21 protein-coding genes and 2 pseudogenes are annotated in these 26035 nt (G+C 51.0%); 10 read left to right on the forward strand and 13 right to left on the reverse strand.

Features of this window, described 5'->3' with window-relative positions:
• The first annotated feature begins 399 nt into the window (after nt 1–399).
• Together ACM1PF_RS25510 and ACM1PF_RS25515 are read left to right on the forward strand one after the other, a co-directional pair.
• Nucleotides 400–1107 (forward strand): SGNH/GDSL hydrolase family protein, encoded by a 708-nt coding sequence (locus tag ACM1PF_RS25510; protein ID WP_416676794.1) that lies wholly within the window; start codon nt 400–402, stop codon nt 1105–1107.
• A gap of 96 nt (nt 1108–1203) precedes the next feature.
• The gene (locus ACM1PF_RS25515; RefSeq protein ID WP_416668504.1) at nt 1204–1452 is read left to right on the forward strand and encodes a hypothetical protein; all 249 of its coding nucleotides are present in this window, start codon (nt 1204–1206) and stop codon (nt 1450–1452) included.
• A 92-nt stretch (nt 1453–1544) separates the two neighbouring features.
• Here the strand turns inward: ACM1PF_RS25515 and ACM1PF_RS25520 are convergent, their stop codons facing one another.
• The 9 genes and pseudogenes from ACM1PF_RS25520 to ACM1PF_RS25560 all read right to left on the reverse strand — a co-directional run bounded on the left by ACM1PF_RS25520 (nt 1545) and on the right by ACM1PF_RS25560 (nt 13259).
• On the reverse strand, nt 1545–2924 hold the full coding sequence (locus tag ACM1PF_RS25520) for a CheR family methyltransferase (RefSeq protein WP_416668507.1): 1380 nt from the start codon (nt 2922–2924) through the stop codon (nt 1545–1547).
• A gap of 45 nt (nt 2925–2969) precedes the next feature.
• Complete coding sequence (locus ACM1PF_RS25525) at nt 2970–3992, reverse strand: sensor histidine kinase (protein ID WP_416668509.1); 1023 nt, start codon at nt 3990–3992, stop codon at nt 2970–2972.
• A gap of 53 nt (nt 3993–4045) precedes the next feature.
• Nucleotides 4046–6853: an ATP-binding protein gene (locus ACM1PF_RS25530; protein ID WP_416668511.1), complete on the reverse strand. Its 2808-nt coding sequence runs from the start codon at nt 6851–6853 to the stop codon at nt 4046–4048.
• Between the two features lie 262 nt (nt 6854–7115).
• On the reverse strand, nt 7116–7322 hold the full coding sequence (locus tag ACM1PF_RS25535; RefSeq protein ID WP_416668514.1) for a hypothetical protein: 207 nt from the start codon (nt 7320–7322) through the stop codon (nt 7116–7118).
• A complete protein-coding gene (locus tag ACM1PF_RS25540; protein ID WP_416668517.1) occupies nt 7309–7791 on the reverse strand; it encodes a type II toxin-antitoxin system VapC family toxin in 483 nt (160 codons plus the stop codon). The genes ACM1PF_RS25535 and ACM1PF_RS25540 overlap by 14 nt, the downstream gene beginning before the upstream one ends.
• Nucleotides 7792–7898: 107 nt before the next feature.
• Nucleotides 7899–11094: pseudogene (locus ACM1PF_RS25545) on the reverse strand (ATP-binding protein).
• Complete coding sequence (locus tag ACM1PF_RS25550) at nt 11078–11200, reverse strand: hypothetical protein (protein WP_416668520.1); 123 nt, start codon at nt 11198–11200, stop codon at nt 11078–11080. Before ACM1PF_RS25550 ends, ACM1PF_RS25545 begins: the two are co-directional and overlap by 17 nt.
• Before the next feature lie 74 nt (nt 11201–11274).
• On the reverse strand, nt 11275–12318 hold the full coding sequence (locus tag ACM1PF_RS25555; protein ID WP_416668522.1) for a response regulator: 1044 nt from the start codon (nt 12316–12318) through the stop codon (nt 11275–11277).
• A 476-nt stretch (nt 12319–12794) separates the two neighbouring features.
• On the reverse strand, nt 12795–13259 hold the full coding sequence (locus ACM1PF_RS25560) for a phosphate-starvation-inducible PsiE family protein (protein WP_416668525.1): 465 nt from the start codon (nt 13257–13259) through the stop codon (nt 12795–12797).
• 98 nt (nt 13260–13357) lie between these two features.
• Between ACM1PF_RS25560 and queG the strand changes: the two genes are divergently transcribed.
• Entirely contained in the window at nt 13358–14329 is a 972-nt protein-coding gene (gene queG / locus ACM1PF_RS25565) for a tRNA epoxyqueuosine(34) reductase QueG (RefSeq protein WP_416668528.1), read from the forward strand.
• Nucleotides 14330–14436: 107 nt separating this feature from the next.
• Here the strand turns inward: queG and psbP are convergent, their stop codons facing one another.
• Entirely contained in the window at nt 14437–14976 is a 540-nt protein-coding gene (psbP, locus tag ACM1PF_RS25570) for a photosystem II reaction center PsbP (RefSeq protein ID WP_416668530.1), read from the reverse strand.
• 170 nt (nt 14977–15146) lie between these two features.
• Complete coding sequence (locus ACM1PF_RS25575) at nt 15147–15428, reverse strand: hypothetical protein (RefSeq protein WP_416668533.1); 282 nt, start codon at nt 15426–15428, stop codon at nt 15147–15149.
• Nucleotides 15429–16000: 572 nt separating this feature from the next.
• On the opposite strand from ACM1PF_RS25575, the gene ACM1PF_RS25580 reads away from it, so the two are divergent.
• On the forward strand, nt 16001–17263 hold the full coding sequence (locus ACM1PF_RS25580) for a hypothetical protein (protein WP_416668536.1): 1263 nt from the start codon (nt 16001–16003) through the stop codon (nt 17261–17263).
• A gap of 215 nt (nt 17264–17478) precedes the next feature.
• Here ACM1PF_RS25580 and ACM1PF_RS25585 read toward each other — a convergent pair.
• Nucleotides 17479–18188 (reverse strand): annotated as a pseudogene (locus ACM1PF_RS25585) (response regulator transcription factor).
• A 354-nt stretch (nt 18189–18542) separates the two neighbouring features.
• Between ACM1PF_RS25585 and ACM1PF_RS25590 the strand changes: the two are divergent.
• From ACM1PF_RS25590 to ACM1PF_RS25615, 6 genes are all read left to right on the forward strand, one after another.
• A complete protein-coding gene (locus ACM1PF_RS25590; RefSeq protein WP_416668539.1) occupies nt 18543–19061 on the forward strand; it encodes a phycocyanin subunit beta in 519 nt (172 codons plus the stop codon).
• 84 nt (nt 19062–19145) lie between these two features.
• Nucleotides 19146–19634 (forward strand): phycocyanin subunit alpha, encoded by a 489-nt coding sequence (locus ACM1PF_RS25595; protein ID WP_416668542.1) that lies wholly within the window; start codon nt 19146–19148, stop codon nt 19632–19634.
• Nucleotides 19635–19762: 128 nt separating this feature from the next.
• Nucleotides 19763–20602 (forward strand): phycobilisome rod-core linker polypeptide, encoded by an 840-nt coding sequence (locus tag ACM1PF_RS25600; protein ID WP_416668544.1) that lies wholly within the window; start codon nt 19763–19765, stop codon nt 20600–20602.
• Nucleotides 20603–20729: 127 nt separating this feature from the next.
• A complete protein-coding gene (locus tag ACM1PF_RS25605; protein ID WP_416668546.1) occupies nt 20730–21509 on the forward strand; it encodes a HEAT repeat domain-containing protein in 780 nt (259 codons plus the stop codon).
• A gap of 42 nt (nt 21510–21551) precedes the next feature.
• On the forward strand, nt 21552–22181 hold the full coding sequence (locus tag ACM1PF_RS25610; RefSeq protein WP_416668549.1) for a HEAT repeat domain-containing protein: 630 nt from the start codon (nt 21552–21554) through the stop codon (nt 22179–22181).
• Between the two features lie 116 nt (nt 22182–22297).
• Nucleotides 22298–24973, forward strand: a complete 2676-nt coding sequence (locus ACM1PF_RS25615; protein WP_416668552.1) for a PAS domain S-box protein — start codon at nt 22298–22300, stop codon at nt 24971–24973.
• Between the two features lie 25 nt (nt 24974–24998).
• Here the strand turns inward: ACM1PF_RS25615 and ACM1PF_RS25620 are convergent, their stop codons facing one another.
• Nucleotides 24999–25916, reverse strand: coding sequence for a pentapeptide repeat-containing protein (locus ACM1PF_RS25620; RefSeq protein ID WP_416668553.1), 918 nt, complete (start codon nt 25914–25916; stop codon nt 24999–25001).
• Nucleotides 25917–26035 lie beyond the last annotated feature (119 nt).

Consider the following 26035-nt stretch of genomic DNA (forward strand, 5'->3'; position numbering starts at 1 on the left):
TGAGTTCTTTAAAGCAGTTTGTTCAAGCCTATGGCGTGGGATAACCCACGCTTTTTGTTGTCTGAGGCGAAAAAGGTTAGCGTAGAAAAACGTGCAGCAAAAACCAGTGCAGCAAAAACCAGTGCGAAATAAATCAGTACAGCCAAAACCAGTACGACAAAAACCAGTGCAACGAGGCATTCTTTCGATCGTTCTGGCCAGCCTGACTTTCCTCAGCGTCCTGGCCTGCGCTCCCCCCCAGGTGAGTCCTGTTGCCGAAAGACCGATCGATGCAGTGTATGTGTTTGGGGATAGTCTTTCGGATATGGGTTCTGTGTTTGAGGCCAGCGGTGGACTGTATCCCCCAGATCCCCCTACTTTCAGGGACGATACTCCAATGGGCGCGTCTGGATTGAGTACCTGGCCGATCGGCTTCAGCTTACTGCTGCTCAAATTCATAACCTGGCCTACGGTGGCGCGACCACCGGCAGCCTCAACCCTCAGACTGATCCGACTGGCTCTGCTAATTTTGTTCCCAGTTTACTGAGCCAGGTTGCCTTCCTGACCCAAACCAATCAGCAGGCTGAACAAACCCTGAATCCTGATGCGCTGTACGTCCTCTGGGCCGGGGCGAATGATTATTTGCAGGGGGGAACCGGCATCCCAGCTTCCAGGTCAGTTGCGAATATTGCTGAGGCGATCGAGTCTTTGATGGATCTGGGAGCCAAACGGTTTCTGATTGCTAACCTGCCTGACCTGGGGCAACTCCCTGGAACCCGCAATGGGGCTGAATCTGAGGCACTGAGCAGCTTAACTCAAACCCACAATCAGCAGCTACAGCAACGCCTGATCTCCCTCAGCCAGCAGGATGCCGATCTCCAGGTTGTTCTTCTGAACGTGGAACGGCTTTACCAGGAAGTTCTCTTGCATCCAGACTCATTTGGCTTCACCAATGCCACAGATGCCTGCCTCAATGCCCAGAACATTTGCGATAACCCCGATCGCTTTTTGTTTTGGGATAGCATTCATCCCACGACCACAGCTCATCAAAGATTAGCTGACACGGCATTAACCGCCCTTGAAGCGAACAACGGGGACGATCGCTTTTATGAATCTATACTTCCATAAATCCGTCATTTGCAGAATTTTGATAGCGAACCATGCAGAGCTGCGATAAAAAGTAGGTTCGAGCTTTGTATCGCTAAAAATTCAGGAGGAACCATTGTGGAAATCTCACATCCTCATCGACGGGAATTGACGGTTGAAGAACAGCAAGAACTCGACAAATTGAGACAATTAATTGAGCGAGTGAGCGCGGATGGGGTGATTACCAGGGCTGAACGGGATCAAATTTCAGCAGCTTTGCGAGCCGATGGCAAAGTAACCTATGAAGAATTGTCCTTAGTGAGAACCCTGGTTCAGGAAAAAGTCGCGCAAGGGGAATTGACCCTGAATTATGACGATCAGCCATAACGAAGTTGCGATTGGTGGAGTATGATCCAGTGACCTTTTGTCTGTTGAGAAGCTAGCGGGTGAATCAGTTACAGCACAGACTACTCGCCCGGTCATGACTCTTCATCCCTACTTAAACCCCTCGCTTGATCCAGAAGCTGCATTTTCTGATGAGCCACCTCTAATTCCGATTGGGTTGCTTCCAGGCATTCAGACATTCTCTCTAGCTCTGCATCCGCCCATTGCAATTGCTGCGCCAACTGCTTACAGTTCGTTTGGTCTAAAAATGCGAGCGTAATCCCAAGTAATTGCCGTTTAGCATTTAAAACAGGGGCGATCGTGACCTCAAAATACTGCGTTCCCTGGGGCGTGTTCCGTTGCACATCTTTTAGAACCACCGAATGATAAGGGTAAGTATTAAATTTTCGGGATGTATGAGATGCAATGAGCTTCCCTGGCTCTAGCTCGTAAAAGGGATGTTTCCAATCATCCAGGGTCAGCCCAAACAGGAGATTGGCCTGCTCGTTTGCCCCAATCAGGCGATCGTGGGCATCAACGGCAAATTGAGCAATGGGGCTGGTTTCAGTTGCCGTTTGCCAGAAATGCTTTTGAATCGTCAGAATGTTCTCTTGTTGGCGTAATTTGAAATCTAACGATAAATGATCCTTCAGTTCTAAATTTAATCCTTTGGCATAGATGCGGTGTTTCAGATTAATGGGTGTAAAAATTTTCCGATCGAGAATCAGCGTTTCTGACTTGCCCAGAAAGAGAAAACCCGTTGTTTTGAGGGCAAAGTGAAAGCGCACCAGAAGGGAAGCCTGGGTTTCCAGGTTGAAATAAATCAGGACATTACGGCATATGAGCAAATCAATTCTGGACATCGGTGCGTCCTTCACCAGGTCATGACGACCAAAAACCACTGTACGGCGCAGACTTGGATGAAAGACATACCCCTGTTCAGTCGCCTGGAAGTATTTTTGCAGCCAATCCGAAGGAACGTTGGTTATCCTCAAATCGCTGAACGTCGCCTGTCGTGCCTGTGCCAGAATCGCTTCATCAACATCCGTGGCATAGCATTGCACCCGCTGCACACAGGACTCAATCCCTATTGCTTCCGCCAGCAGAATTAACAGACTGTAAATTTCTTGTCCCGTTGCACAGCCTGCACTCCAAACACGAATGGGTTCATCGGGCTGTTTGCTGGCAATGATCTGAGGAATCACTTCGGCCGCGAGATAATCCCAGGTTTCCTGATCACGGAAGAAGCTCGTCACGTTAATCAAAACAACCTCCAGGAGTGCGAGATATTCCTCCGAATGGCTCCTTAAATATTGCAAGTACCCCTGATAACTGCCAATTTCAAGACTTTGCATTCGGTATTCAAACCGCCGCATTAAGGTCGCCCGTTTGTAACCCGTTAAATCGCACCCTCGCTCATGTTTGAGGTAGTCTAGCAACGCTTCAAATTCGGGAGTGATTTGAGGTGAATTCATGGAAACATACTAGCAGAGCGTCAGTGAAGGATTGCGGTATCCCGATTACACTTGGTGAAGGGGAAGCTGGAGGGTGAAGATCGCGCCCTGACCTTTGCCTGCACTTTCAGCCTCAATCGTGCCGTGATGCAATTCGACTAAGTGATGGGCGATCGCTAATCCTAATCCTAATCCTAACCCTTTGTCTGCTGAAGTTTTAGCTTGATAGAAGCGATCGAAGATCTGGGGCAGAACATCAGGGGCGATGCCGATGCCAGTGTCAATGATGCGGATTTGGGCAGAGGGAGGGGAGTCGGGAGTGGGGAGTAGGGGCGATTTGTGAATCGCCCATTCGGGAGTCGGGAGTAGGGGCGATTCGTGAATCGCCCATTCGGGAGTGGGGAGTCGGGGCGATTCGTGAATCGCCCATTCGGGAGTCGAAGGTCGGGAGTGGGAGAGTGGTTGCCGATTGTCGAGGGCCAATGCGTCGTTGCCCTGGGACAGTTCAACCGTAATGCTGCCGGATTCTGGTGTGAATTTAATGGCATTAGTCAGGAGATTGCAGATCACTTGCTGAAGCCGATCGCCGTCTCCCAGGACTTGAAATTTTGGATTTTGAACTTCATCGTGAGCGTTCAGTCGATCGACTTTGGATTTAGGATGGGTTGTTTCTGGGGTTTGGGATGCAGTCAGGTTTGGATTGGTTGCGGATAATTCAAAATCAAAAATCACAAATTGCAAATCAATTCCCTTGTCCTGGGCGGTTTGTGCGACCGTGGCGATCGCGGCTTCAATCACTGGTATGAGGTCGATGGGTTGAAGATTTAAGCGCAATTTGCCTGCGGTGATGCGGGAAATATCCAGCAGATCCTGCACCAGTTTGGCCTGGAGGGTAGCGTTGCGCTCGATCGTATCCAGCGCTTTTGCCAACATAGACAGACTGGAAGGATTGCTCCGCAGCCAGCGCGTCCAGCCCAGAATCGCCACCAGGGGAGTGTTCAGCTCGTGGGAAACGATCGACACAAATTCATCCTTCCGACGATTGATCATCCGCTCCTGCGCCAGGGCTTCTCCCCGCAGTTGGGCCATTTGCAAATGGGCATTGACGCGCGAGATCAACTCTTGAGCTGAGAAAGGTTTGATCAGGTAATCATCTGCCCCTGCTTCCAGTCCTTCGACGATCGATTCTTCCCCCGCACGGCCGAAAGCAAGATGATGGGAATCTCTCTGGTGCGTGGATCGGCTCGCAATGCCTCCAGCAGTTCAAATCCATCCAGTCCTGGCATCATCACATCACTGAGGATGAGATCGGGGACTCGTTCTTGCGCCACTGCCAGAGCCGTTGTTCCATCTGCGACAGTTTCCACTTGCACGTGTTCGCTCAGAATCCGGGTCAGGTACTCCCGTATGTCGGCATTGTCATCGATTACAAGTATATGGGTAGCGGATTTTGGAACGGATGAAGCGGATGGTAAATCGATTGATTTCAATAATTCTTCGTTCTCAGAAGAGAAATTATCCGTTTCATCCGCTTTGCTATCCGTTGCCAACCATCGCTCTGCTTCTGACCCATAAGCAGCAGCCCCCATTGCCGTAGAGGTTAGAGTGCGGGCTGTCTGAATGCGATCGGCTTCGCCGCGTCGTAGACGTTCGCCGGGTAAGTGGTCTGTGCCAAAGCTCAGGGCGATCGCAAAGCAGGTGCCTGCTCCTGAAGTGCTATTCACCTCGATCGTGCCGCCTTGTAGTCGAACCAGTTCATATACCAGAGCAAGCCCGATACCAGAGCCTTCGTGGGTTCGCTCCTGGGTGCCTCGAACCTGGTAGAACCGCTCGAACAGATGGGGCAAATGTTCGGGAGGAATTCCGGTTCCCGTATCTTGAACCTGAAGGATAGCTTGATTGCGATCGGTTGAATGCAAACTGACTCTGATTTCTCCCGTAAAGGTGAACTTGAAGGCGTTGGAGAGCAAATTCAAAACAATCTTCTCCCACATTTCCCGATCGACATAAACAGGTGCGGGTAGGGGTGGACAATCGACAATCAACTGCAAGCCTGCCCGTTCGATCGCCGATCGAAATACACTGGCTAAATCTGCTGTGAACTGCGCCAGATCCGTTGGTTCATAGACTGCTTCCATCCGTCCAGCTTCAATGCGGGAGAAGTCGAGGAGAGTGTTGACCAGTTTGAGCAGGCGAAGACTGTTACGGTGGACAAGTTCCAGCCGTTCTTGGTGAACTGGATCGAGGGGATGGGCGCGATCGTTCAGGACATCTTGCAGGGGAGCCAGGAGGAGTGTTAGCGGCGTACGGAATTCGTGGCTGATGTTGCTGAAAAATTGAGTTTTGGCGCGATCGAGTTCTGCCAGAGATTCGGCGCGTTGGCGTTCTTCTTCGCGGGCAGATTGTTCTCGGACTCGCTGAAGTTCTGCTTCACGTAAGGCAGCTTCAGCACGGGCGCGTTCGATGGCTGCCCAGGTACGCTCACTGACTTGCTCCAGCAGCACCCGCTCGGACTCGTTCCAGTGACGGGCTGTGGTTACGGTGCACACCAACGCCCAGATGACTTGGTGTTGCCCCTTTCGCAGCGACACAACCAGCAAGGCTTGTATTTGCAACTGGGCCAGCAGTGCCTTCTCGGAGTCTGCGAAGTCGGGGTCGTTGGTTACATCGTGGATGACCATCGGCTGGGTCGCAATCTGTCGCATTATTTCGGGGTAGTCCGACAGCCGATAGACACCCGCCGTCGGCAACAGATCCAGTCGATGATATTCCCAGCCGATCTTGGCGATGTCCTGCTGCTCAAACACCTCGGCGAGCCAGCAGCGGTCGAGGTGCAGATGCTCGGCGAGCATTCGGACTGCTCGGTTCGCTACAGAGTCGGCATCGGGTTCGGCACGTAGCGCGTCGCTAAATTTCAACAGAAACGCCTGCTGCTCTTCGGTGCGTTTGCGTTCGGTGATGTCGTTGAACACTGCGGCAACTTGACGGCTCCCTTCACCACCGATTCGCGAAGCATAGACGGTGTACCAACGGTCAGTGGAAGCTGTGTAGTATTTGGTACGCCTCCCTCTGCCAGAAATCACGACATCACTGTAGAAGTCAAGCAACGGCTGTTCAAAATCGGGAGCGATTTCCAACAGCGTCTTACCACTTACATTGGTTAAGCTGGTTTGTTGCTCCCAGGCTGGATTCGTTTCCAAACTCCGAAAGTCAGCGGGACGATCTGACTCATCGGCAATCATTTCCAGCAGGGTAAAGCCTTTGTCAATTGATGTGAACAGCGATCGATATTTCGTTTCTGATTGGCGGATGGCGACTTCGGCACGTTTGCGATCGGCAATTTCTGCTTCTAGCACCACATTGGCTGCCAGCAATGCTCCCGTTTGCCGCTGCTGTAACCGCAAAGCAGTAGCCGTGAAATCTGCCAGACTGGTCATGATCCGCACATCTTCTAAATCAAACTGCCGCTGCTCATCGTGCGACATGATCCAGATTGTGCCGAGGGCATGATTATTGGCAACTAAGGGCAGCACCAACCCTTCAACGATCGGCGTATTTGCCTCCTGGAAATAGGTAAAATATCGTTCAGGATAGGAAAACAGGACAGGAATACCCTGTTCCAGACAAACGCCACAGGGGCTAAAGTGGCGGGGAGTGCTGCCGCCAGCATGATGGGACAAAGTTCCGGCTAATGCCACCCAACGAAACGCTTCTTCCCCCTCCGCTGTCTTCACCAAACTCACCCCCGCCGTTCCTGCCCGGCACAGCTCCAATGCCGTTTCCACCAGGGATTGCAGCAGGCTATCCGAACTCTGCGCCATTTGTCGCGCCAGGGATTGCATTGCCTGGACTTCTGCCTGCCAGTTGGGAGCGCGGGAAGAACGCTGCGACAGGGCTTCGGTAATCAGAATGTCGGTGAGGGTAACGGCTTCAGGATGAGGGTGTGACATGGGGGCGATCGCTCCAGCAATTTGAGCAATTAGGCAAGGATTTTATCCACTCGCAATGGAAATCATTTGAATTCCTGTAACCCGGTGCAATCGAGGTAGACAAACTTTCGACATCGGTGGTCTGTAGAGACGGGCAACGATCGCATCAATTTCGGCTTCGTAGGGGGTGACGATTTGCCCCTGGGCGGTGAGGCACTGCTGGACGAGAGTTTCGATAAGGGCTTTGTCTGGGGGTAAGGCAGGAGGAATGGGGATTTTCTAATCACGTAGATGGAGTAGATTTAGGCGTAGAGATTGTATTGGTAAACTGTCGAAATTCTTCGAGGGTGGGTTCGCTGGCTTGATGCCGTTCCAGAGTGTAGTCACCGTTGCCAATTTCGAGTTGCTGAAGGAAGCGCAACATGCCAACGACTCCGAGCGAATCAATCAGAGCTTTGTAGCCATTTTTTCTAATTTCAGCTTGTTTCATGGTTTGTATTTTCCTCTTGCAACAGTTTCATGAACCAAACGACTGGATTTTCAACCGGGATAGTCACTATTTCAGGATACTGCTTGGCTTTCCGCAGCAAGCGATCGTCAGTGGTCAGGAAAATATCGACTGACGCGGATTGGGCAAATGCCAGATGTAAGGCATCGTAAAGCTTAAATCCCAGCTGCATCAACTCTTGGGCATGAGCTTCAATTTCTGGCGTGGAGGAGAGGTAGGTTTGAGCAATGGATAAGATGGCTTCTAGCTGCTCTTGTTTGGATGAATCGGTGTTTCTGGCAATTTCAAACCGAATTGCATCACTGCTGAGTAGTGACCACTCTCGATCTTCGCATTTTTGGAGAATAGACAGCATGGCTTCCGCTTCAAGTTTGACCCTTGATTGTTGCAAGTCATCCAGTGGGCGGTTGAGGCAACAGACATCAGCATAGATGGCATAGGGCTGGGTCATAGCTCACCTCGGATGATTTGCCGTTCGGCATCGGTGAGACTATAGAGACGGGCAACGATCGCGTCAATTATTTGATCATCCCTTAACAAACTCATATCACTCATCAATCAGGTGACTCCGCCCGCTTCTGACTCATGAGTCCCCAACGGCAGCCTGACGGTAAACGTTGCCCCTTGCCCTTCTCCCTCACTGGCTACCTCGATCGTACCGCCATGCAACTCCACCAGATGATGAACGATCGCCAGACCAATGCCTACTCCTCCCGGTGAATGACGGCTGGGTACTTCCGCCTGCGAAAAGCGATCGAAGAGATGGGGCAGAAAGTCGGGATGGATGCCGATGCCAGTGTCGGTGATGGTGAATTGGGCGTAGGCGAGATCGGGTAGGGGCGATTCGCGAATCGCCCGTGTGGAGGGTAGGGGCGATTCGCGTTCGTGTAACGTCTCCGAAGGAGTTATCGCCCGTACAGAAATGGGGAATGGCAAATTGCGATCCTGTACGGAACCCATCACCCATGATCCACGACCCATTACCCTGGCCAACCCAATTTCCACCCTACCCCCCTCAGGCGTAAATTTAATCGCATTATCCAGCAAATTCGCCAGGATTTGTTTCAACCGATCGCCATCTGCCAGAATATCCCCCTGGACAATGTTGGAGATTGTCATGACCAGACGAATGGACTTTGCCTCAGCCGCCTCACGAAATGTTTGCACCACATTTTCGAGCAGCGCAGTTAAGTCCACCACTTGAGTTTTAAACGCAGGCTACCAGACAGCAGGCTAGAAATGTCCAGCAAATCTTTTACCAGTTTGGCTTCAATCATGGCATTCCGCTCGATCGAGGCTAATGCTTTCGCCGTTGTTTCTGGATCAAAAGATTTGGTTTGCAATAAACGGGCCCAGCCCAGAATTGCGGCTAAAGGCGCTTGCAGTTCGTGGGTTACAGTCATGAGAAATTCATTCTTAAAGCGGTTTGCCGATCGATCCTGACGCAGCCGTGCCAGTTGCAGATGGGTTTCCACCCGCGCCACCAGTTCACGGGCAGAAAAGGGTTTGATCAGGTAATCATCGGCTCCAGCTTCCAGCCCTTCGATCGTTGCTGCCCCTCCCGCCCGGGCCGATAGGAGAATAATTGGGATGCTGCTGGTTTGTGGATCAGCCCGCAGTGCGTTCAGCAATTGAAACCCATCCACCTCCGGCATCATCACATCCGTCAGCACCAGATCGGGCAGGTGTTGCTGGATTAAGCCAAGGGCGATCGCGCCATTTGCAGCCGTTTTGACCTGCCATCGTTCCCTCAACAACCGCGCCAGGTAATCGCGCATATCAGCGTTGTCATCCACCAATAAAATTGTGGCAACGGATGAAACAGATGGCGAATTGGTTCGCTGTAACCCTGGTGTACTCCCAGCCGCAACTCTATCTGTCTCATCTGCTTCACTATCCGTTTTCAACCATTGCAGGGCTTCTTCTATATAGGAAGCGGCTTTTACTGCGGTTGAGGTCAGGTGTCGAGGGGTTTGAATCTGGGCTGGAGGAAGATGGGCTGAGCCGGTGGGAATTGAGACGGTAAAGCAACTGCCTTCGCCTTCAACGCTGCTCACCTGAACCGTACCGCCATGCGATTTCACCAATGCCTGCACCAGCGATAAACCAATGCCTGTGCCTTCAAACGATCGCCCCTGGGCCCCTTTCACACGATGGAACCGCTCGAATAGACGGGGGATTTCTGCGGCTGGAATACCAATGCCAGTGTCTTGCACTGCTAGCTCAACGCTTTCGCCAACTGGATGCAGGCGAACGGTAATCTCGCCCGTAAAGGTGAACTTGAAGGCGTTCGAGAGCAGATTCAGGACAATCTTTTCCCACATTTCCCGATCGACATAAATTGGCTCAGGTAGGGGCGGACAATCCACCACCAGGCGCAGACCTGCCCGCTCGATCGCCGATCGAAACACGCTGGCAAGCTCTGCGGTGAAGGCAGATAGATCGGTCGGTTCGTAAACAGCAGAGATCCGATCGCTCTCAATCCGTGAGAATTCCAGCAGGGTATTGACCAACTTCAGCAACCGCAATCCATTGCGATGAATGACTTCAATCCGCTGCTTTTGGTGGGGGGACAGAGGCTCATCCTGATCTGCTAACGCATCTTCGGCAGGGCCCAGCATCAGGGTGAGCGGGGTGCGAAATTCGTGGGACACATTGCTGAAGAAAGTCGTTTTGACGCGATCGAGTTCTGCCAGTACCTCTGTCCGTTTACGTTCTTCCTCATAGCTGCGAGCCGCTGCAATGGAACTGCCAACTTGTTGAGCCACCAGTTCGAGAAATGAGCGGTATTCGGAATTGAACGGAAGGCGCGGACTAATGCCAGCTACCAACAGACATTCCACCTGTTCTTTGTTGCGCGATAGGATCGGGAGAATCAGGGCAGAGTGGGGACTTTGGGCCACGGTTCAACCGATAGCGACCCAAAGCGATCGATCACATCGGTCATCAGTTGTGGTTCACGACTCTGGAACACTTCAGCTAGCCGCCACTCTGAATCATGCGAGGACAGCGCGATTGCTTCAGCCTGCGCGGTTAGCGCGATCGTTGGGGGTGCAGCGGCACTATCTGCACTCAGCCCACTGCTCGCCACCAGTTCTGCCAGGTTGCCCTGAGGATTGACCTGATAGAACAAGGCAAAGGGAATATCGTAGGGGTTGAGGGTATCGGTAGCAGCTTGACAGGCAGACTTTAGCGTTTTTGCCCCACTACCCGCCGCAGCCAACTCTCGTAGCATCGTCAAGCGACGTTGACTGATGACTTGTTGAGTGGTTTCCGGCGAGGTACAGAGTATCCCACTGATCTTGCCTGTTTCGTCCCAAATCGGACTGTAGCAGATGGTGAAATAAGCCTCTTCCAGGTAGCCAAAGCGCAAGAGGGCATAAAGCTGATCTTCTGCAAAGATCGGTTCGCCTGTCTTTTTGATGCTCTCCCACATTGGTTTAGCCCGATCTTCCCATACTTCTGGCCACGTTTGACAAATCGACTGCCCCAACGCCTGTGGGTGATTTGCGCCATAAAGGGTTTTCATGGCATCGTTGTAGAACTGAATGTAGTCATCCCCCCAGAAAATGCCCTGGGGAAGAGGAGACGCGAGCATGGTGCGAAGAGAAGTCCGAAGGCTCTGTGGCCAGTTCTCCACCTGGCCTAAGGGCGTGTTCAACCAATCGTACGATCGCATCAATGCCCCCATTTCACCGCCTCCGGCAAACATGGTGTTAGGCAAAGTGTTTTGAGTTTCAGGGGTGAGCGACATATTTGGCTCTCCTCACGGGTGATGGCGTTAGTTCTAATTCAATTCGGCCATTGCGATCGGGCGATCGTTTTTCTTGTAGGAGAGATTTCTCCTGTGGGCGAATCACGATTCGCCCCTACCGCCTTCGGGCGAACTCAATTCGCTCCTACCGCCTTCGGGCGAACTCAATTCGCCCCTACCCTACTTCCCACTCCCCACTCCCCATTCCCGTCCCGCCAGCCGAGCCACTACCTCAACCCATTCACTCGGTTGGGACAGCTTATATAAATGGGCCTCAAATCCCGCCGTTAATGCCCTCGCTCGATCCTCATCCAGATAGGCCGTAATGGCAGCAGCGGGGAGATGTCCGCCTTGTTCCACTTCCAGGGCGCGGATTTGCCGAATCAGGCTATAACCATCGCTACCGGGCAAGCGAATATCACTCATCAACACATCCGGGCGAAATTGCTTCAACTCCTCCAGGGCGGCTGCGGCACTATCCACTGCCCGAACCCCAACTCCGTAGGATTCCAGGACAGCGGTAATAAATTCACGGGCATCGGCTTCATCATCCACCAGCAATATCTGTAGACCATCCAGGGACTGAGGCAGTTGAGGTTGCACACCTCTGGTTTGAACTGCTTCCGGGGGGAGTTGGGGAGAGCGATCCACCTGCTGCTGATACCGACTCAGGTTATAGACTCCAATCCGCAGAGACTCAATCAAACCCGATTCATTCCGAAGGATCGCCACGTGCAGTTCCGCCCGGAAGGGTTCCGCCGATCGCGGAGATAATGTTACCTGCCAGTACAGTAAGCCATGGGGATCAGGGGTGAAGGAAAGCTGATTCAGGTTTGTCCGAAAGGCGGTGCGATCGTCTTCTGCGACGTACAGAACCATTGGTTTGCCTGGCAAATAACGCTGGGGCACTCCCAGGAGGTGAGCGATCGTCTGATTGGCTTCCAGAATCACGCCATCGCTATCCGTCACCAGATAGGCAATCGGCGATAGCTGGAACAAATTGTAATAGTGATAGTAGTCTGCGGTGATTTGTTGACTCTGCTGAAGTAACTCCTCCCTGACCACCTCCGCTGCTGCTAAACTCGATTGCAATTGTTCATAGGTGACTTGTAAATTCTCCAGCACTGCTTCAATTTCTTGCCAGTCCTTTGTATGGTTCGTTTGCAGAACCTCAATCTGCTGCTGGAGCTTTTGAAAAAACAGGTTCACGCGATCGTCATTCATACACTGTGCCTATCAATATGCTTGGCCAAGGGGATGGACGGGTGCTCTTGATCAGCGTCATTCCAAAAGCTTCCATCTGACTCACCTCCACCCACGACGCTCGGCAGGTCAAATCTATAACCCCTTAGAAGAGTAGAAAAAGCTTTCGGCGCGTTCAATTCAGCACATCAAAATTAGGAGATTAACAAAGCTGTCTTCAGTCTAGTACTCCAGAACCGAAATTTGGGTCACCCCCGGTGGGGTAGGCAGAGTTGCAAGTGAATGCTTCAACCGGGTTTTGCTTGTCCAGCCAGCGGAAAAGTACCCATGAAAAAAGAAGGGTGCGATGAAGCGTAACCCTCCTCGGAAAGAATGAAATCCCAGGATTCTCCTTGGTATCTCCATCTTCAACAAAGAAATTAACTACGTCAAAAGACAGCCTGTCAAACTGATTCAACTCGTTACTTTTCGCAACAATATTGTGATTTTGATCCTGCCTACTCATATCGCTTGTTGGTTCGACGCACCAGCCAGTAGCTAATAGACAAAGTCAGGATTGCAAGGCCCAGAGCAATCAACTGCTGCCAGGTGGATTTGGCAAAATCAAAAATCACAATTTTTCGGGCAACGGCAGTCAAAGAAGTCACCACCACTAATTCCACCTGAACCACGTGCCGTCGTAGATAGGCAGTAATGTTCTCCAGCACCTCCAGGGCCACCAGAATGTTCAGAAACAATCCAAACACTTCAAATAGCGTCACTGTAAACAAACCATAGGGGGCAGTGGTAATTTCTCGAAACAGAAAAATCAGCAGATCAACGATCGACACCAGCAGCACCACCAGCATGGCGATCGACAAAACTTTAGACACCAGAATTTCAACGAGCTTGACGTAACTGAGAAACACCTCATCGTTGCTGGTGGAGGTGAAGAACCGAGACAATTTACGCCAAACACCCATTTGCAATCACTCTCTACCTAGCAGTGCAATTGATATCCCGAATTCCCATTCAGCTTCTAAGATCGTTCTTAATGGGGCATAACCTCAATCATTATGTCATGCAAACCTTCAGCTCTGTGGACTCACCCTCAACTCCCATCCCGCCTGACCTTAACCGCGATCGCATCAAGCAGAAAGCCCTGGATCTCGGCTTCCACAAAGTCGGAATTGCCTCTGTCCCTCCCCTTGCCTCCCGCCCTTCCCCCTCCCTCCAAACCTGGCTGCATCAGGGACACCATGCCGATATGCTCTGGATGGAACACCCCAAACGCCAGGACATTCGATCGGTGATGCCTGCCGTTCAATCGGTGATCTGTGTGGCGATGAATTACTATACTCCCCACGATCGCCCGGCAGGAAAAGCCTATGCCAAAATCTCTCGCTACGGTTGGGGACGAGACTATCACCGCATTCTGCATAAGCGACTCAAAGCCTATGCCACCTGGCTTCAGTCCCAGGGAGAAGGCATTGAAGCCCGGTACTATGCTGATACAGGCCCCATCCAGGATAAGGTTTGGGCAGAGCGATCGGGGATTGGCTGGATTGCCAAAAACAGTAATGTGATTACCCGCGAGTATGGCTCCTGGGTGTTTCTGGGAGAAGTGTTGACCAACTTAGAGCTATCACCTGATCGCCCCCATACTCAGCACTGCGGCACCTGCACCCGCTGCCTAGAAGCCTGCCCCACCCAGGCCATTACGCAACCGTTTGTGGTCGATGCCAATCGCTGTATTGCTTATCACACGATCGAGAATCGCGGTGAAATTCCTGATGAAATTGCCCAGCAGATGCAGGGATGGGTGGCGGGATGCGATATCTGTCAGGATGTTTGCCCCTGGAATCAACGCTTTGCCCAGGAAACAGACGTGAGTGATTTTCAGCCTTACCCCTGGAATATTGCGCCCAAACTGGAGGAACTGGCAACCCTTACCGATGAAGAATGGAGCGATCGGTTTCCGGCTTCAGCTCTGCGGCGAATTAAACCAGAAATGCTACGGCGCAATGCCAGGGCAAATCAGTTGTCTCAATGAACAGAAATTTTGTAGATTGGGTAAATTCTGTAGGGTGGGCACTGCCCACCGAATCTAGCATTTCGAGCGTATGGCACTTTTGAGCGTACAGCACTTATGCAGTGTAATTAATACACCGAAAAAGACTCAACCACCTTATGGAATGTATCCTCAGCCTTTTCCCAGCGTTTCTCAGTAGTAGAAAGATTGAGCGTATAAAGCTGATTCCGCCGAACCGCCACACTAGCCAGGTTGTGTCGCACCTGAGTCGGCAACTGCACCACATATTCCAGCAAATAGTACGTGACCCCATTCACTTGCCGCGACTCCGCACTCACCAATTCTGCTTGCCGTCCTGAATCGGGAGGGGCGATCGCGTTTTTAGACAGACGATATCCCACATCCGTTGGAGTGCCCAGTTCTTCCAGGCTCTTTTGCTCTGGAACCGGACTAATCACCACGCTCACATTTTCAGTTTCTTCAATCAAGTCATGCAGCACCACATCCGGGCCATCAGTCACGTTCACAGCAACCCAGCTATTGGGGTATAAAAATTCGTACCCATCATAATTATCGGCATAACTGACCAGACTGGCTGTCGCCGAAGCGCAACTTTGTAAGCTCAGACTCAGTACAACCAGCAATATCGCTGCAATTCGCTTCAGCATTTTTAAAAATATCCTCAAAACCCTCTCAGTAGCATCTTACTGGTTTGAGGGGATCAGAGGGCAGGGAGGGGGGAAAGGAAAAGGGAAAAACGAAGAGGGAAGAAAGAAGAGAGAAGAGGGAAGAGAGAAAAGGGAGAAACCTTCATTTTTCGTTCTTCATTTTTCGTTCTTCATCGACTGCCTTTCCAGTCGGGACAGGGAATCTCTCCGTGCCATCCATAGGCGTGGAAGCCACAGACCAGCATCGTCCGCCTGTCCTGGGTTTGACCGTAGGCAACGCCGTGGTAGTTTTCACAGCCAATACAAGCCCTAGGGCGAGAAAAGGCAATATCATTGAAGCCAAGTTGCGATCGTAGAATTTGCTGTTTGCTTTGAGTACGATGCCAGTTGGCATGGTGAGCCTTCCGAATCAGGTAGTTGGCTCGCTTAAACGGGTCACGAGTGGCATCCATAGGTATCCGTGGGTGTGAGAAGAGCGGGTGACATTTCTAGGCTACCTAGTGAAATCAGCCAAAATCCTCAGAAAGTAAACAAAACTCACAGTTCAAAGTCCCAGGAAGCTGGCAAAATCAGAGAGGACAGGACTTTTGCATCTTTAAAGATTTATTTTAGCTTTAACAAATCTTCAAAATTCCTTTGATCCAGCCGGAAAGACGATCGCGGCATTTTTAGATTCCGGATGAGCGCAATCTTGCCTGAAGGTTGGGAGAGAAGGATCCGGGTTATGGCAAGTCCCTACCGCCAGAAATCAGCCCCCACCGTTGGTAAATCAACGTCCTGGCTTATATGATTGTTTGTAAACGCCTGTTCGTATTGGCTTCAGATCCCCCTGAAACCTGCGACAGATCATTACTTAGTGTGGCCCTGTTGAACTGAACCTGATTGAACTGGAAACTCCAGGAGTGATTGACTTTCATTGCTCTTAAAGATAGTTTAAGACTGCTATCTACTGTGGATGTTCGTCTGAGTGTTTAGGTGCAGCGTTAGCGGTTGTTAGGAACGATTGCAGAGAGTCAGGGCAAATATGCTGTTAAAGTTGCTTATTCCTAGTGCGTTGCTGGCGGCGGGCACCTATCTTGGTACGACCGCTTTTGCCGAAGCAGAAAATGCCTCAAAGGAACCATCCTCCAAGGCACAATCCCATCTAATCTCCGAAGGAACGTTGGGAGCAACGGAGGGTATGGCAGAAAAAGAAATGGCAGAAGAGATGGCAGAAGAGATGGCAGACGATTATCCCTCTCCAGCTCAAACGGCAACCCGTTCGGTGGCTGATGATAGTTCAACCATTCGGGATCCGCTATTTTCTAACTTAATTTTGCCATTACCGCCGCTGCTCTTACCGGATTTATTAATGCCGCCGTATGACTTTCCCTCATTTAATAGTCAACGGTTAGATGAAGAACTACAAATCTATTCCCGCTACCTGCGCACCTATGGCACGCCAGATGTGCTGATTGTTGGCAGTTCTCGATCGCTGCAAGGTATTGATCCCCTGGCATTGCAGGAGGGCTTAGAAGCACAGGGCTATTCTGGCGTGAAGGTCTTCAACTTTGGAATCAATGGAGCCACGGCGCAAGTGATCGACGTGCTGTTGCGGGAAGTCCTGGAGGAGGAACATTTGCCTCAGTTAATTATCTGGGGTGATGGGTTACGAGCCTTTAACGATGGCCGACCTGACTTGACCTATCGGGAAATTGTTGCCTCAGAAGGCTACCAACGACTCCAGCAGGGCGATCGACCGATCGTTTCGCGTGCCTTCCCCGATGAACCGATTTTGACGGCATCAACTGCCCAATCGATCGTCACCTCCACCCTGACGGAATCCGTTCAGCAAACCATCTCCGCCGATTTGGATATGTATGGGTTTCAGGCAATTCCCGATCGCTTCGATCCAGCCACCTACTACACCCGCTATCCCAGGGTGGCGGGCAGTTTTGATTCAGACTACGCCCCCTTTAGCCTGGGGCAAGAGCAAACCGCAGCAACGATCGCAGTGGCAGAATTCGCTCGATCGCGCAGTATTCCCCTCGTGATTGTCAACCTACCCCTGACGCATGACTATCTGGATGCCACCCGACAAACCTACGAACGCCAGTTCGTAAACCATATGCAGCAACTGGCCCAGCAACACGCCTTCACCTTCATTAACCTCCACCAGTACTCGGATTTGATGCAAAATCAATATTTCGCCGATCCCAGCCACATTAACCAGCACGGAGCAAGGGCTGTGGGACTGCATCTGGCAGGTGACTCGAATGTACCCTGGGGGAGAGTGAAAAATCCGTAGCACCAGCATCTTGCCTGCTGAATATGCTCGCCCTTTGTGCCTGAAACGGGATACCTCATCTGCAAAGCGAGTGATGACAGCATAGATGAATTGAAGATCATGTAAGGATTCGGAGTGGGTGATTTCGGCAGCCAAGAACCGTAGTTGAGTGGATAGCTCTCTGGCTTGGGTTTGGTCAAGCCTATGCCTGGAATAATGGTAGTTGATCTTTTCTGCTAGCCAGTGCTCTTCAATTTTTGGCCGGTACTTAGATTGACAGGAAGCATTAACCGATAACCTACTCCATGAACCGTTTCAATAAAATCTTCTGGCGCACCAACCGCCTTTAATTTTTGTCGAAGGCTCCTGATATGAACTTTGACAGTATGTTCATCCGGCATTGCTTCCGTAGACCAGATATGTTCGATGATCAGACTGCGGCTCAACACTCGCCGCCCATTCCGCAGTAATAATTCCAGCAGGCTAAATTCCTTGGGTGTGAAATGCAATAGGGTGTTGCTATAGCTCACTTCATAGGTACTGGGGTCAAGACGAAGATTGCCCCATTCCAAAATCGGAGGCAGGGCCGTACCGCGTCTGAGCAGGGCCCAATTCGCGCAAACAGTTCTCCGAGATCAACTGGTTTGACCACATAATCATCCGCGCCTGCATCCAGTCCACTAATCTTGTCGCCGACTGTATCCCGTGCGGTAATCATCAAAACGGGCATCTGATGACCCTGCGATCGCAGTTGCTGACACAGGCTGATGCCATCTAAATCAGGTAACATCACATCCAGCAATAACAGGTCATAGTCCAACGCCTTCGCATGTTCCCAGCCCGACTCACCATCGGTGGCAATATCCACCACATAGCGTTGGTCAGTCAGGGCTTCGGCTAGCGTTTCTGCCAAACAGATATCGTCTTCAACTAACAGAATCCTCATTCGGAAAAAGTCCTCATTTGGAGCGTTGACCGTCCGATCGATCCAAGCTTAAGGGAAAACGGGAAAAGGTTGAACGCACCAGTCGCCCTGAGACAGAAGCAAAAGAGCTGTAACGCTGATGAAATCCTGGTTTGCAGGATGCGATCGGTTCTGAGAAACTGAAAAATTTCTTCACATGAATGTTTAAGAATGTAACGATTTACACCATTTGGCGAATCTTTCCGATTTTTTTACATTTTCCTTACCCCTATGTTTACCGTTAGCCCAGTAGTCTCCTACTCAAGGCAAGCAACGAACGCCTGCTTTCCCAAAGGCTGAATAACGAACGTAATAACGAACGTAGGAGATAACAATATGCTTGATGCTTTTTCTAGAGTAACGGAGCAAGCCGATCGCAAAGGCTCCTATATCGGCGAAGATCAGCTCAATGCCCTCTCGTCTATGGTGGCTGAGAGCAACAAACGGCTGGATGTGGTGAACCGCCTCACGAGTAATGCTTCCACCATTACTGCCAATGCGTACCGGGCCCTCGTTGCAGAACAGCCGGATGTATTCGGGCCAGGTGGGGCGTGCTTCCATCACCGCAATCAAGCGGCTTGCATTCGTGACCTGGGCTTCATTTTGCGCTATGTCACCTATTCCATGTTGGCGGCTGATGCCAGTGTGATGGACGATCGCTGTCTCAATGGTTTGCGCGAAACCTATCAGGCGTTGGGAACCCCTGGCGCAACGGTAGCGTCCGGCATCCAAAAAATGAAAGATGCAGCCGTTTCGATCGCCAACGATCCCAATGGTATTACCCGAGGTGATTGCAGTGCTTTGATGTCAGAACTGGCAGGCTACTTTGATCGGGCGGCCGCCGCAGTGAGCTAGTACCCGCCTGGTTTGCCTCAAACCATTGGAACAATCGTTTGCACCCTACTTTGGACAATCAATATTTCAGGAGATTAACCTATTATGAAAACCCCTTTGACTGAAGCGATCGCTGCTGCGGATTCTCGCGGTGCCTACCTCAGCAACACGGAAATGCAGGCCATTTTTGGTCGGTTCAACCGCGCCAAAGCCGGATTAGATGCAGCGAAAGCCTTTGCTCAGAACGGACAGCGTTGGGCAGAAGCGGCGGCCAACCATGTGTATCAGAAATTTCCCTACACGACTCAAATGCAGGGTTCCCAGTACGCTTCAACTCCTGAAGGCAAATCTAAGTGTGTGCGTGACATCAGCCACTATTTGCGGACTATCAGCTATTGCTGCGTGGTGGGGGGTACAGGGCCCCTGGATGAGTATGTCATTGCTGGCGTGAAGGAATTCAACGCGGCACTGGGCCTGTCTCCGAGCTGGTATGTTGCGGCTTTAGAATTTGTGCGGGACAATCATGGCTTGTCTGGCGATGCGGCTGGGGAAGCGAATACCTATCTGAACTATGCCATTAATGCTTTGAGCTAGTGCGATCGCTGTGATGCACGGATTTCAATATCTCCCTCCAGACTGGCCAGGAGGGATTTCCTCCCGTCACACGGAGCCAATCCCTTCTGACCCTTTCGGGTTTATTGCTATAACAATGGAGTTTCACCATGAGCCTTTTAACCAACGAACGGCTTGGCATTAGTGGGGCAACGGCACGCAAGGTAGAGCTACGTCCAAATTGGACAGAAGACGATTTGCAGCAGGTCTTTCGGGCAGCCTATGAGCATGTCTTTGGGCGAGAGCGAGTCTATGTCAATGGTGTGTTTGCCAGTGCTGAAGCCTTGCTCCGTGACGGTCGAATTAACGTTCGGCAATTTATCCAAATTCTGGCCAAGTCTGAGTTTTACAAAGAGCGGTTTTTCTACAACGCTTCGCAGGTGCGGTTTATTGAACTGAATTACAAGCACTTGCTCGGACGTGCCCCCTATGATCAATCAGAGATTGCTTTCCATGTCGATCTCTATGCGAGTCAAGGTTACGATGCAGAGATTGATTCTTACCTGTATAACCCTGAGTACGACAGTGCCTTTGGCGATACAGTTGTGCCTTACTATCGAGGTTTTCAGTCCATTCCTGGCATGAAAACCGTGGGCTTTAACCGCATGTTTGCGCTGTATCGGGGCAATGGCAACAGTGACAATGCTCAATATTCCGGAAAAAGCTCGCGCCTCCGACAGCAGGTCGCCATGAACCTATCGAATACGATTTCTGCCTCGGCATTATCTCTGGGCATGGGATCGTATCAGCCGTCCGGTCGGCTGAACCTGGCTCCCGCCCGAGGGGATAACCGGGTGTATGTGGTTGAGGCGATCGTTGGTGGTGTAGGCACTCAGGTAGCAGTTGTCCGGAGCCGCCAGAGGTATCTGGTGCCGTTTGATCAGCTTTCCCAACGCTATCAGGAAATCCACAATCGCGGCGGCAAAATTGTCAGTATTACGCCTGCTTAACGGGAAGGGGTTGCTTGAGAACGCGAATTAAATAAACCAGAATTCTTGGGGGTGGGCCTCTTGCCCGCCCAATCATGCCAGGTTGCAATTCACAAAATAGCGAATGAAGTGAGCACAGGACAGGACTATGGTAACGACGGCTCCTGCTGAACCCATCCTCTCTGCTGAGGCTGCGATCGCCGCTTTGCAGGGGGAAGATAATCAACTGCGCTACTATGCTGCCTGGTGGTTGGGGAAACACCAAATTCAAGCAGCCTGGAGGGTGTTGTGTGAAGCCCTGCAAGATGAACGTTACCGTACGGTTGAGGGTGGATATCCGTTACGACGACAGGCAGCGCGCGCCCTGGGACAACTCAAACAGAGGGAAGCGGTTCCAGCTTTGTTAGCAGCCCTGGGGGATTCGACGGATCTGCCATTGCGGGAGGTGGTTGTCCAGGCACTGGCCGAGATTGGCGATCGACGGGCAGTTTCTCCCTTGCTGGCGTTGCTTCAGGCAGACGGAGAACAACCCTACGAGGCATTGATTGAAGCGTTGGGAACGTTACAGGTGGAGGAAGCCTGTCCTCTGGTGGAGCCGTTTTTGCAGCATGCTTCTGAGCGGGTTCAATGTGCGGCGGCACGTTATCTTTTTTTGATCACGCACCAAACCCCTTATCTAGAGCGCATTGTCCAAACCCTCAGCCATGAAAATCCTTACCTGCGCTGGGCGGCCGCTTTTGATTTGGGGGCGATCGGTCATGTGGCGGCGGCTCAGGCAATTCTGGATGCGAAGATTGCGAATAGCTTAAAATTGCTGAATCTAAAGCGCATTTTAGCGGCAGTTTTGTCCCATGAATCAGAAACAGTGCAGCAAAACACGGTTCAGTTTTTATTTCACGCGATTGATAATTTACTGATTCAGCTTTGAATCACCATTGCAATTGCCCTTTCAATCCTTTGCTAATGACCCATGGATACTCCGATCTCCGATGCTCCTAATCTTGATGAGATTCTCAAACAAATTCAAGAGACAACCATTCCTGCCACAGTATTACCTCTGATTTCCGTCCTGGCGCAGCACTCAACCGAAGGAATTCCCGCGCTCCTGGAATTGCTCCAGCATCACCATCCTGCGATCGTTTCTGCCGTTGCCACCCAGCTAGAGCAGCTTGCTCCAACCAGCGTTGAACCCCTCATTGCCGGGTTCCATACCTGTACGGATCAACTGGTGCAGGCCCAGATTGTTTGCATTCTGGCCAGGATTGCAGATCCACAGGCCCTCGATTTATTAGTTGAAGTGGTGGGGGTTGAGGTGGCCAACCACTGTCAGGGAAATGTGCGGCGAGTTGCAGCCAGGGGCTTAGGTCCGATGGTGAATGCAACAACGGTTTCTGGATTGCGGCAACGGGCGATCGAACGGCTGACATGGGCACTGTTGCATGCAGAGGACTGGGCCCTTCGGTATGCAGCGGCTCTGTCCCTGGCTGAAATTGCCACGAGCGAAGCTCAAATGACCCTGCACCAGGCGTTGAAACAGGAAGCTGATCCGGTGGTGAAAGCGCGAATTCAAGCGATCGTTCAGCCTGCGGAGGCAGCATAACCGATAATAGTAGGGGCGAAGTATTTGCAGCAAACTGCATTGCTCAAGATAACAATTTTGATGCAAAGGCTTCACCGCTACTCATTTTTGCGTCATTTTTACCGCGCTCACCTGCCATGACTACGCCTAGCCCATTTGGTCTGCTTTCATTCCATCTGCTCAGTTGGGCAGGAGTGGGGGTGGGCGTGGGCATTCTGGCGGTTTTTAGCCTTTACTACCTACTTCAGCAGGTAACGCAACGACGCACGGTTGAAAAAGTATTGCGGCAGCAGACGGAGCGGGAACGACTCGTTAACCAGATTGCCCACCAGATTCGTCGCTCTCTCAACCTGGAAGATGTACTGGTGACAACCGTAGCAGAAGTGAAAGAGTTCTTACACACCGATCGCGTTCTGATCTATCGGCTGTGGGAAGATGGTACGGGCAGTGCCATGACTGAAACTGTTTCGCCAGACTATCCCACTATTCTCGGTCGCACCTTTCCGGCTGAAGTGTTTCCCTCAGAATATCACCGCGCCTATACGCAGGGAAAAACCCGCGCCATTACCAATATTGAACAGAAAGAAGTCATACCCTGTCTGGCGGAATTTCTCAAGCAGTTTGAGGTGAAAGCGAAACTGGTGGTGCCGATTCTGCAAGAGTTTCGAGGAGATGAATCGGATAAAGAAACCTACCTGTGGGGGTTGCTGATTGCCCATCAGTGTAGCCATTTTCGGCAGTGGGAAGCCTGGGAAGTGGAACTGATGAAACAATTGGCGAATCAGGTGGCGATCGCCATTCAGCAGTCTGAGCTATACGAACAGCTCCAGCGATTCAATGCCGAACTGGAAAAGCGCGTCCAACAGCGCACAAGAGCCTTGGCAAGAGCCAATACATCCCTGCAAGCTGAAATTGTCGAACGGCAGCGAACAGAAGCAGCCCTGCGCCATACCAATCAGACGTTACAATCCCTGATTGCGGCTTCTCCCCGGGCAATATTTACCCTGGACTTAGCAGATCAGGTGAAGCTGTGGAATCCGGCGGCTGAGCGGATGTTTGGCTGGACGGAAGCTGAAGTGCTGGATCAGCCCAATCCCATCATGTCTAAAGCAGCGTTGGAAGACTATCAAGCCATTCGGCAAGCGGTAGCTCAAGGGATTACGCCCTCCAGCCTGGAAGTTCGACGACACCGGAAAGATGGTTCCCCGATCGACATTGTGTTTTCGGCGGCTCCCCTGCGGGACAGTGAGGGACAAATTAGCGGCATGGTGGCAGTGATTGCTGATGTGACGGAGCAAAAACGACAGGCGGAACAGGTGAGGTTATTGCAGTCTGTTGTGGTTCACAGTAACGATGCAGTGGTGATTACTGAAGCCGCACCGATCGATGAACCTGGCCCACGAATCCTGTATGTCAATGAAGCCTTTACGCACATGACGGGCTATGCTCCAGAGGAAGTCATTGGCAAAACGCCTCGTATTCTTCAAGGTGCAAAAACCGATCGAGCAGAATTGGCAAAATTGCGAGCTGCCCTTTCCCGCTGGGAGCCAACGACGGTTGAGGTAATTAATTACCGCAAAGATGGTTCTGAATTCTGGGTTGAGTTTAGCGTGGTTCCTGTCGCAGATAAAACGGGATGGTATACCCATTGGATTGCTGTGCAGCGCGATATCAGTGAACGGAAGCACTCGGAGCAGGCCCTGCGTCGCAGTGAAGAACGGTTTCGATCGCTGATTGAAAATGCCCTGGATATTATTGCAATTTTAGACACCGATGCGACGATTCATTACATTAGTCCTTCAGTGGAAAAGATCCTGAATTATAAGGCGATCGATCTGATTGGTAAGAGTTTCTTTGAACTGATTCATCCCGATGATTTTGTTGATATCTGTCATGGCATTGCGAATGCGGTTCAGAATCCCGAAGTGGCACAGATTATCGAATTCCGGTATCAACATCAGGACGGTTCCTGGCGTACGCTGGAAGCAATTAGCCAGCAATGTGTGTATGATGCAGACCTGACTCGGATTGTGGTCAATTCCCGCGATATTACTGAACGCAAACGCTTAGAAGAGGTGCGTCTGGCCCTGGAACGGGAAAAGGAGTTGAGTATCTTAAAAAACCGATTTTTCTCCATGGCTTCCCACGAATTCCGTACCCCTCTCAGTACGGCACTGGCAGCAGCGCAACTGTTACAAAAGTCGCCTCATACCTGGGAAGATCCTGAAAAGCGATCGCGCAATCTAGTCCGAATTCAGGAATCGGTCAAAACAATGGTGCAATTGCTCGATGATATTTTAACGATTAATCGGGCGGAAGCTGGAAAGTTAGAGTTCAATCCGCAATGGCTGGATCTAGAAAAATTCTGTCGCCAATTTGCTGAAGAAATTCGCTTAAGCCATCGTACCCGCTGCACGCTAACGTTTACTTGCGATGGTCGGTGGACTCAGGCTTTTTTAGATCAAAAGCTGCTGCGATCGATTTTAGGGAATTTGCTTTCTAATGCGATGAAGTATTCACCCGAAGCGAGCCAAATTCAATTTTCTCTGCACTTTGCTGAAAAGATAGCCCAACTGCAAATTCAAGATCAGGGCATTGGTATTTCGGACAAGGATCAAAGGCAACTGTTTGAACCGTTTCACCGAGGGAGCAATGTGCGAAACATTCCCGGAACAGGACTGGGACTGGCCGTTGTCAAGAAGTGCGTCGATTTACACAATGGGACGATCGCCCTGTGTAGCAGCGTGGGGCAGGGAACAACCGTTACAGTTACATTGCCCCTTTCCGCCCCCAATGAATCCGCATCACTCTAAAATTGAGGCGATCGAATCATGGTACTCACTGCCGAAAAAACCAGATCCCTTCAGATTCGATCGGTTCTATTTTTGCATCAGTCAGATCGGCCCCTCGCAGAATCGCAGTACTGATGTCCACATCCACTAACAGTGCCTTCAGCAACGTTGCCGCACTCAAATTTGTCCCTCTCATGCTGCTCCAGCTTAAATCAGCTTCTGTCAGATTCGCTTTAGTCAGTTCGGCCCAATCCAACCTCGCTCCCCGCATACAGGCTAACATCAGCTTTGCATCAATCAAGTGGGCACGGGTTAAATTGGCTCCAGTTAAATTCACCCCATCCAGGCTAGCTCGGTTCAGGTTGGCCCCACTTAAATTCGCGGCATTGAGATTCACCCGACCCAAATCAGCCTCCGTAAAAACAGCTTGACTGAAATCCGATCGCTCCAGGTTTGCTCCCCGGAGCTGCGATCGCATCAGTCGGGCTTCCCTGCCATTCACCCACTTTAGATTGGCACTGGTTAAATTAGCCGCACTCAAATGAGCACCCGCTAAATTCGCTCCATTCAAAGTTGCTTCGGTTAAATTTGCTTCGGTTAAATTTGCATGATGTAGATTGGCTCGATCTAAATTGGCCTTAGAAAGATTGGCTTTTCTTAGCCCCACGCGCCACAAATTCGCACCACTCAAATCAGCCCCGATGAGCTTCGTTTCGGACAAATCAGCCCCGATCAGACGCACCCCTGCAAGACAGGATTCCGTTAGATTTGCCTGCCGCAAAATCACACCATTGAGATTCACATCAACCAAATTTGCGCCAGTTAAATCAGCTTCAAATAAAACAGCTTTCTTCAGGCTGACTCCTTGCAGATCAACTTCACGTAGTTCAACTCCGCTTAAATCCGTAGTATCAAAATTTCGTTCTCCTGCGGCATAGCGTTGCAGGAGTTCTTTCGCATTCATGGAAATATCCTATATCTTAATTTTGGGATTGATTAAACGGTTGATTTGCGGGCTTTTTATCTATTTCCAGCTTTTTCTTATTTCCAGCTTATTTCCAGCTTATTTCCAGATCCATCCAC

This window comes from Egbenema bharatensis FJBBOT/2019, assembly GCF_048077055.1.
Taxonomy (GTDB): domain Bacteria; phylum Cyanobacteriota; class Cyanobacteriia; order Elainellales; family Elainellaceae; genus Egbenema; species Egbenema bharatensis.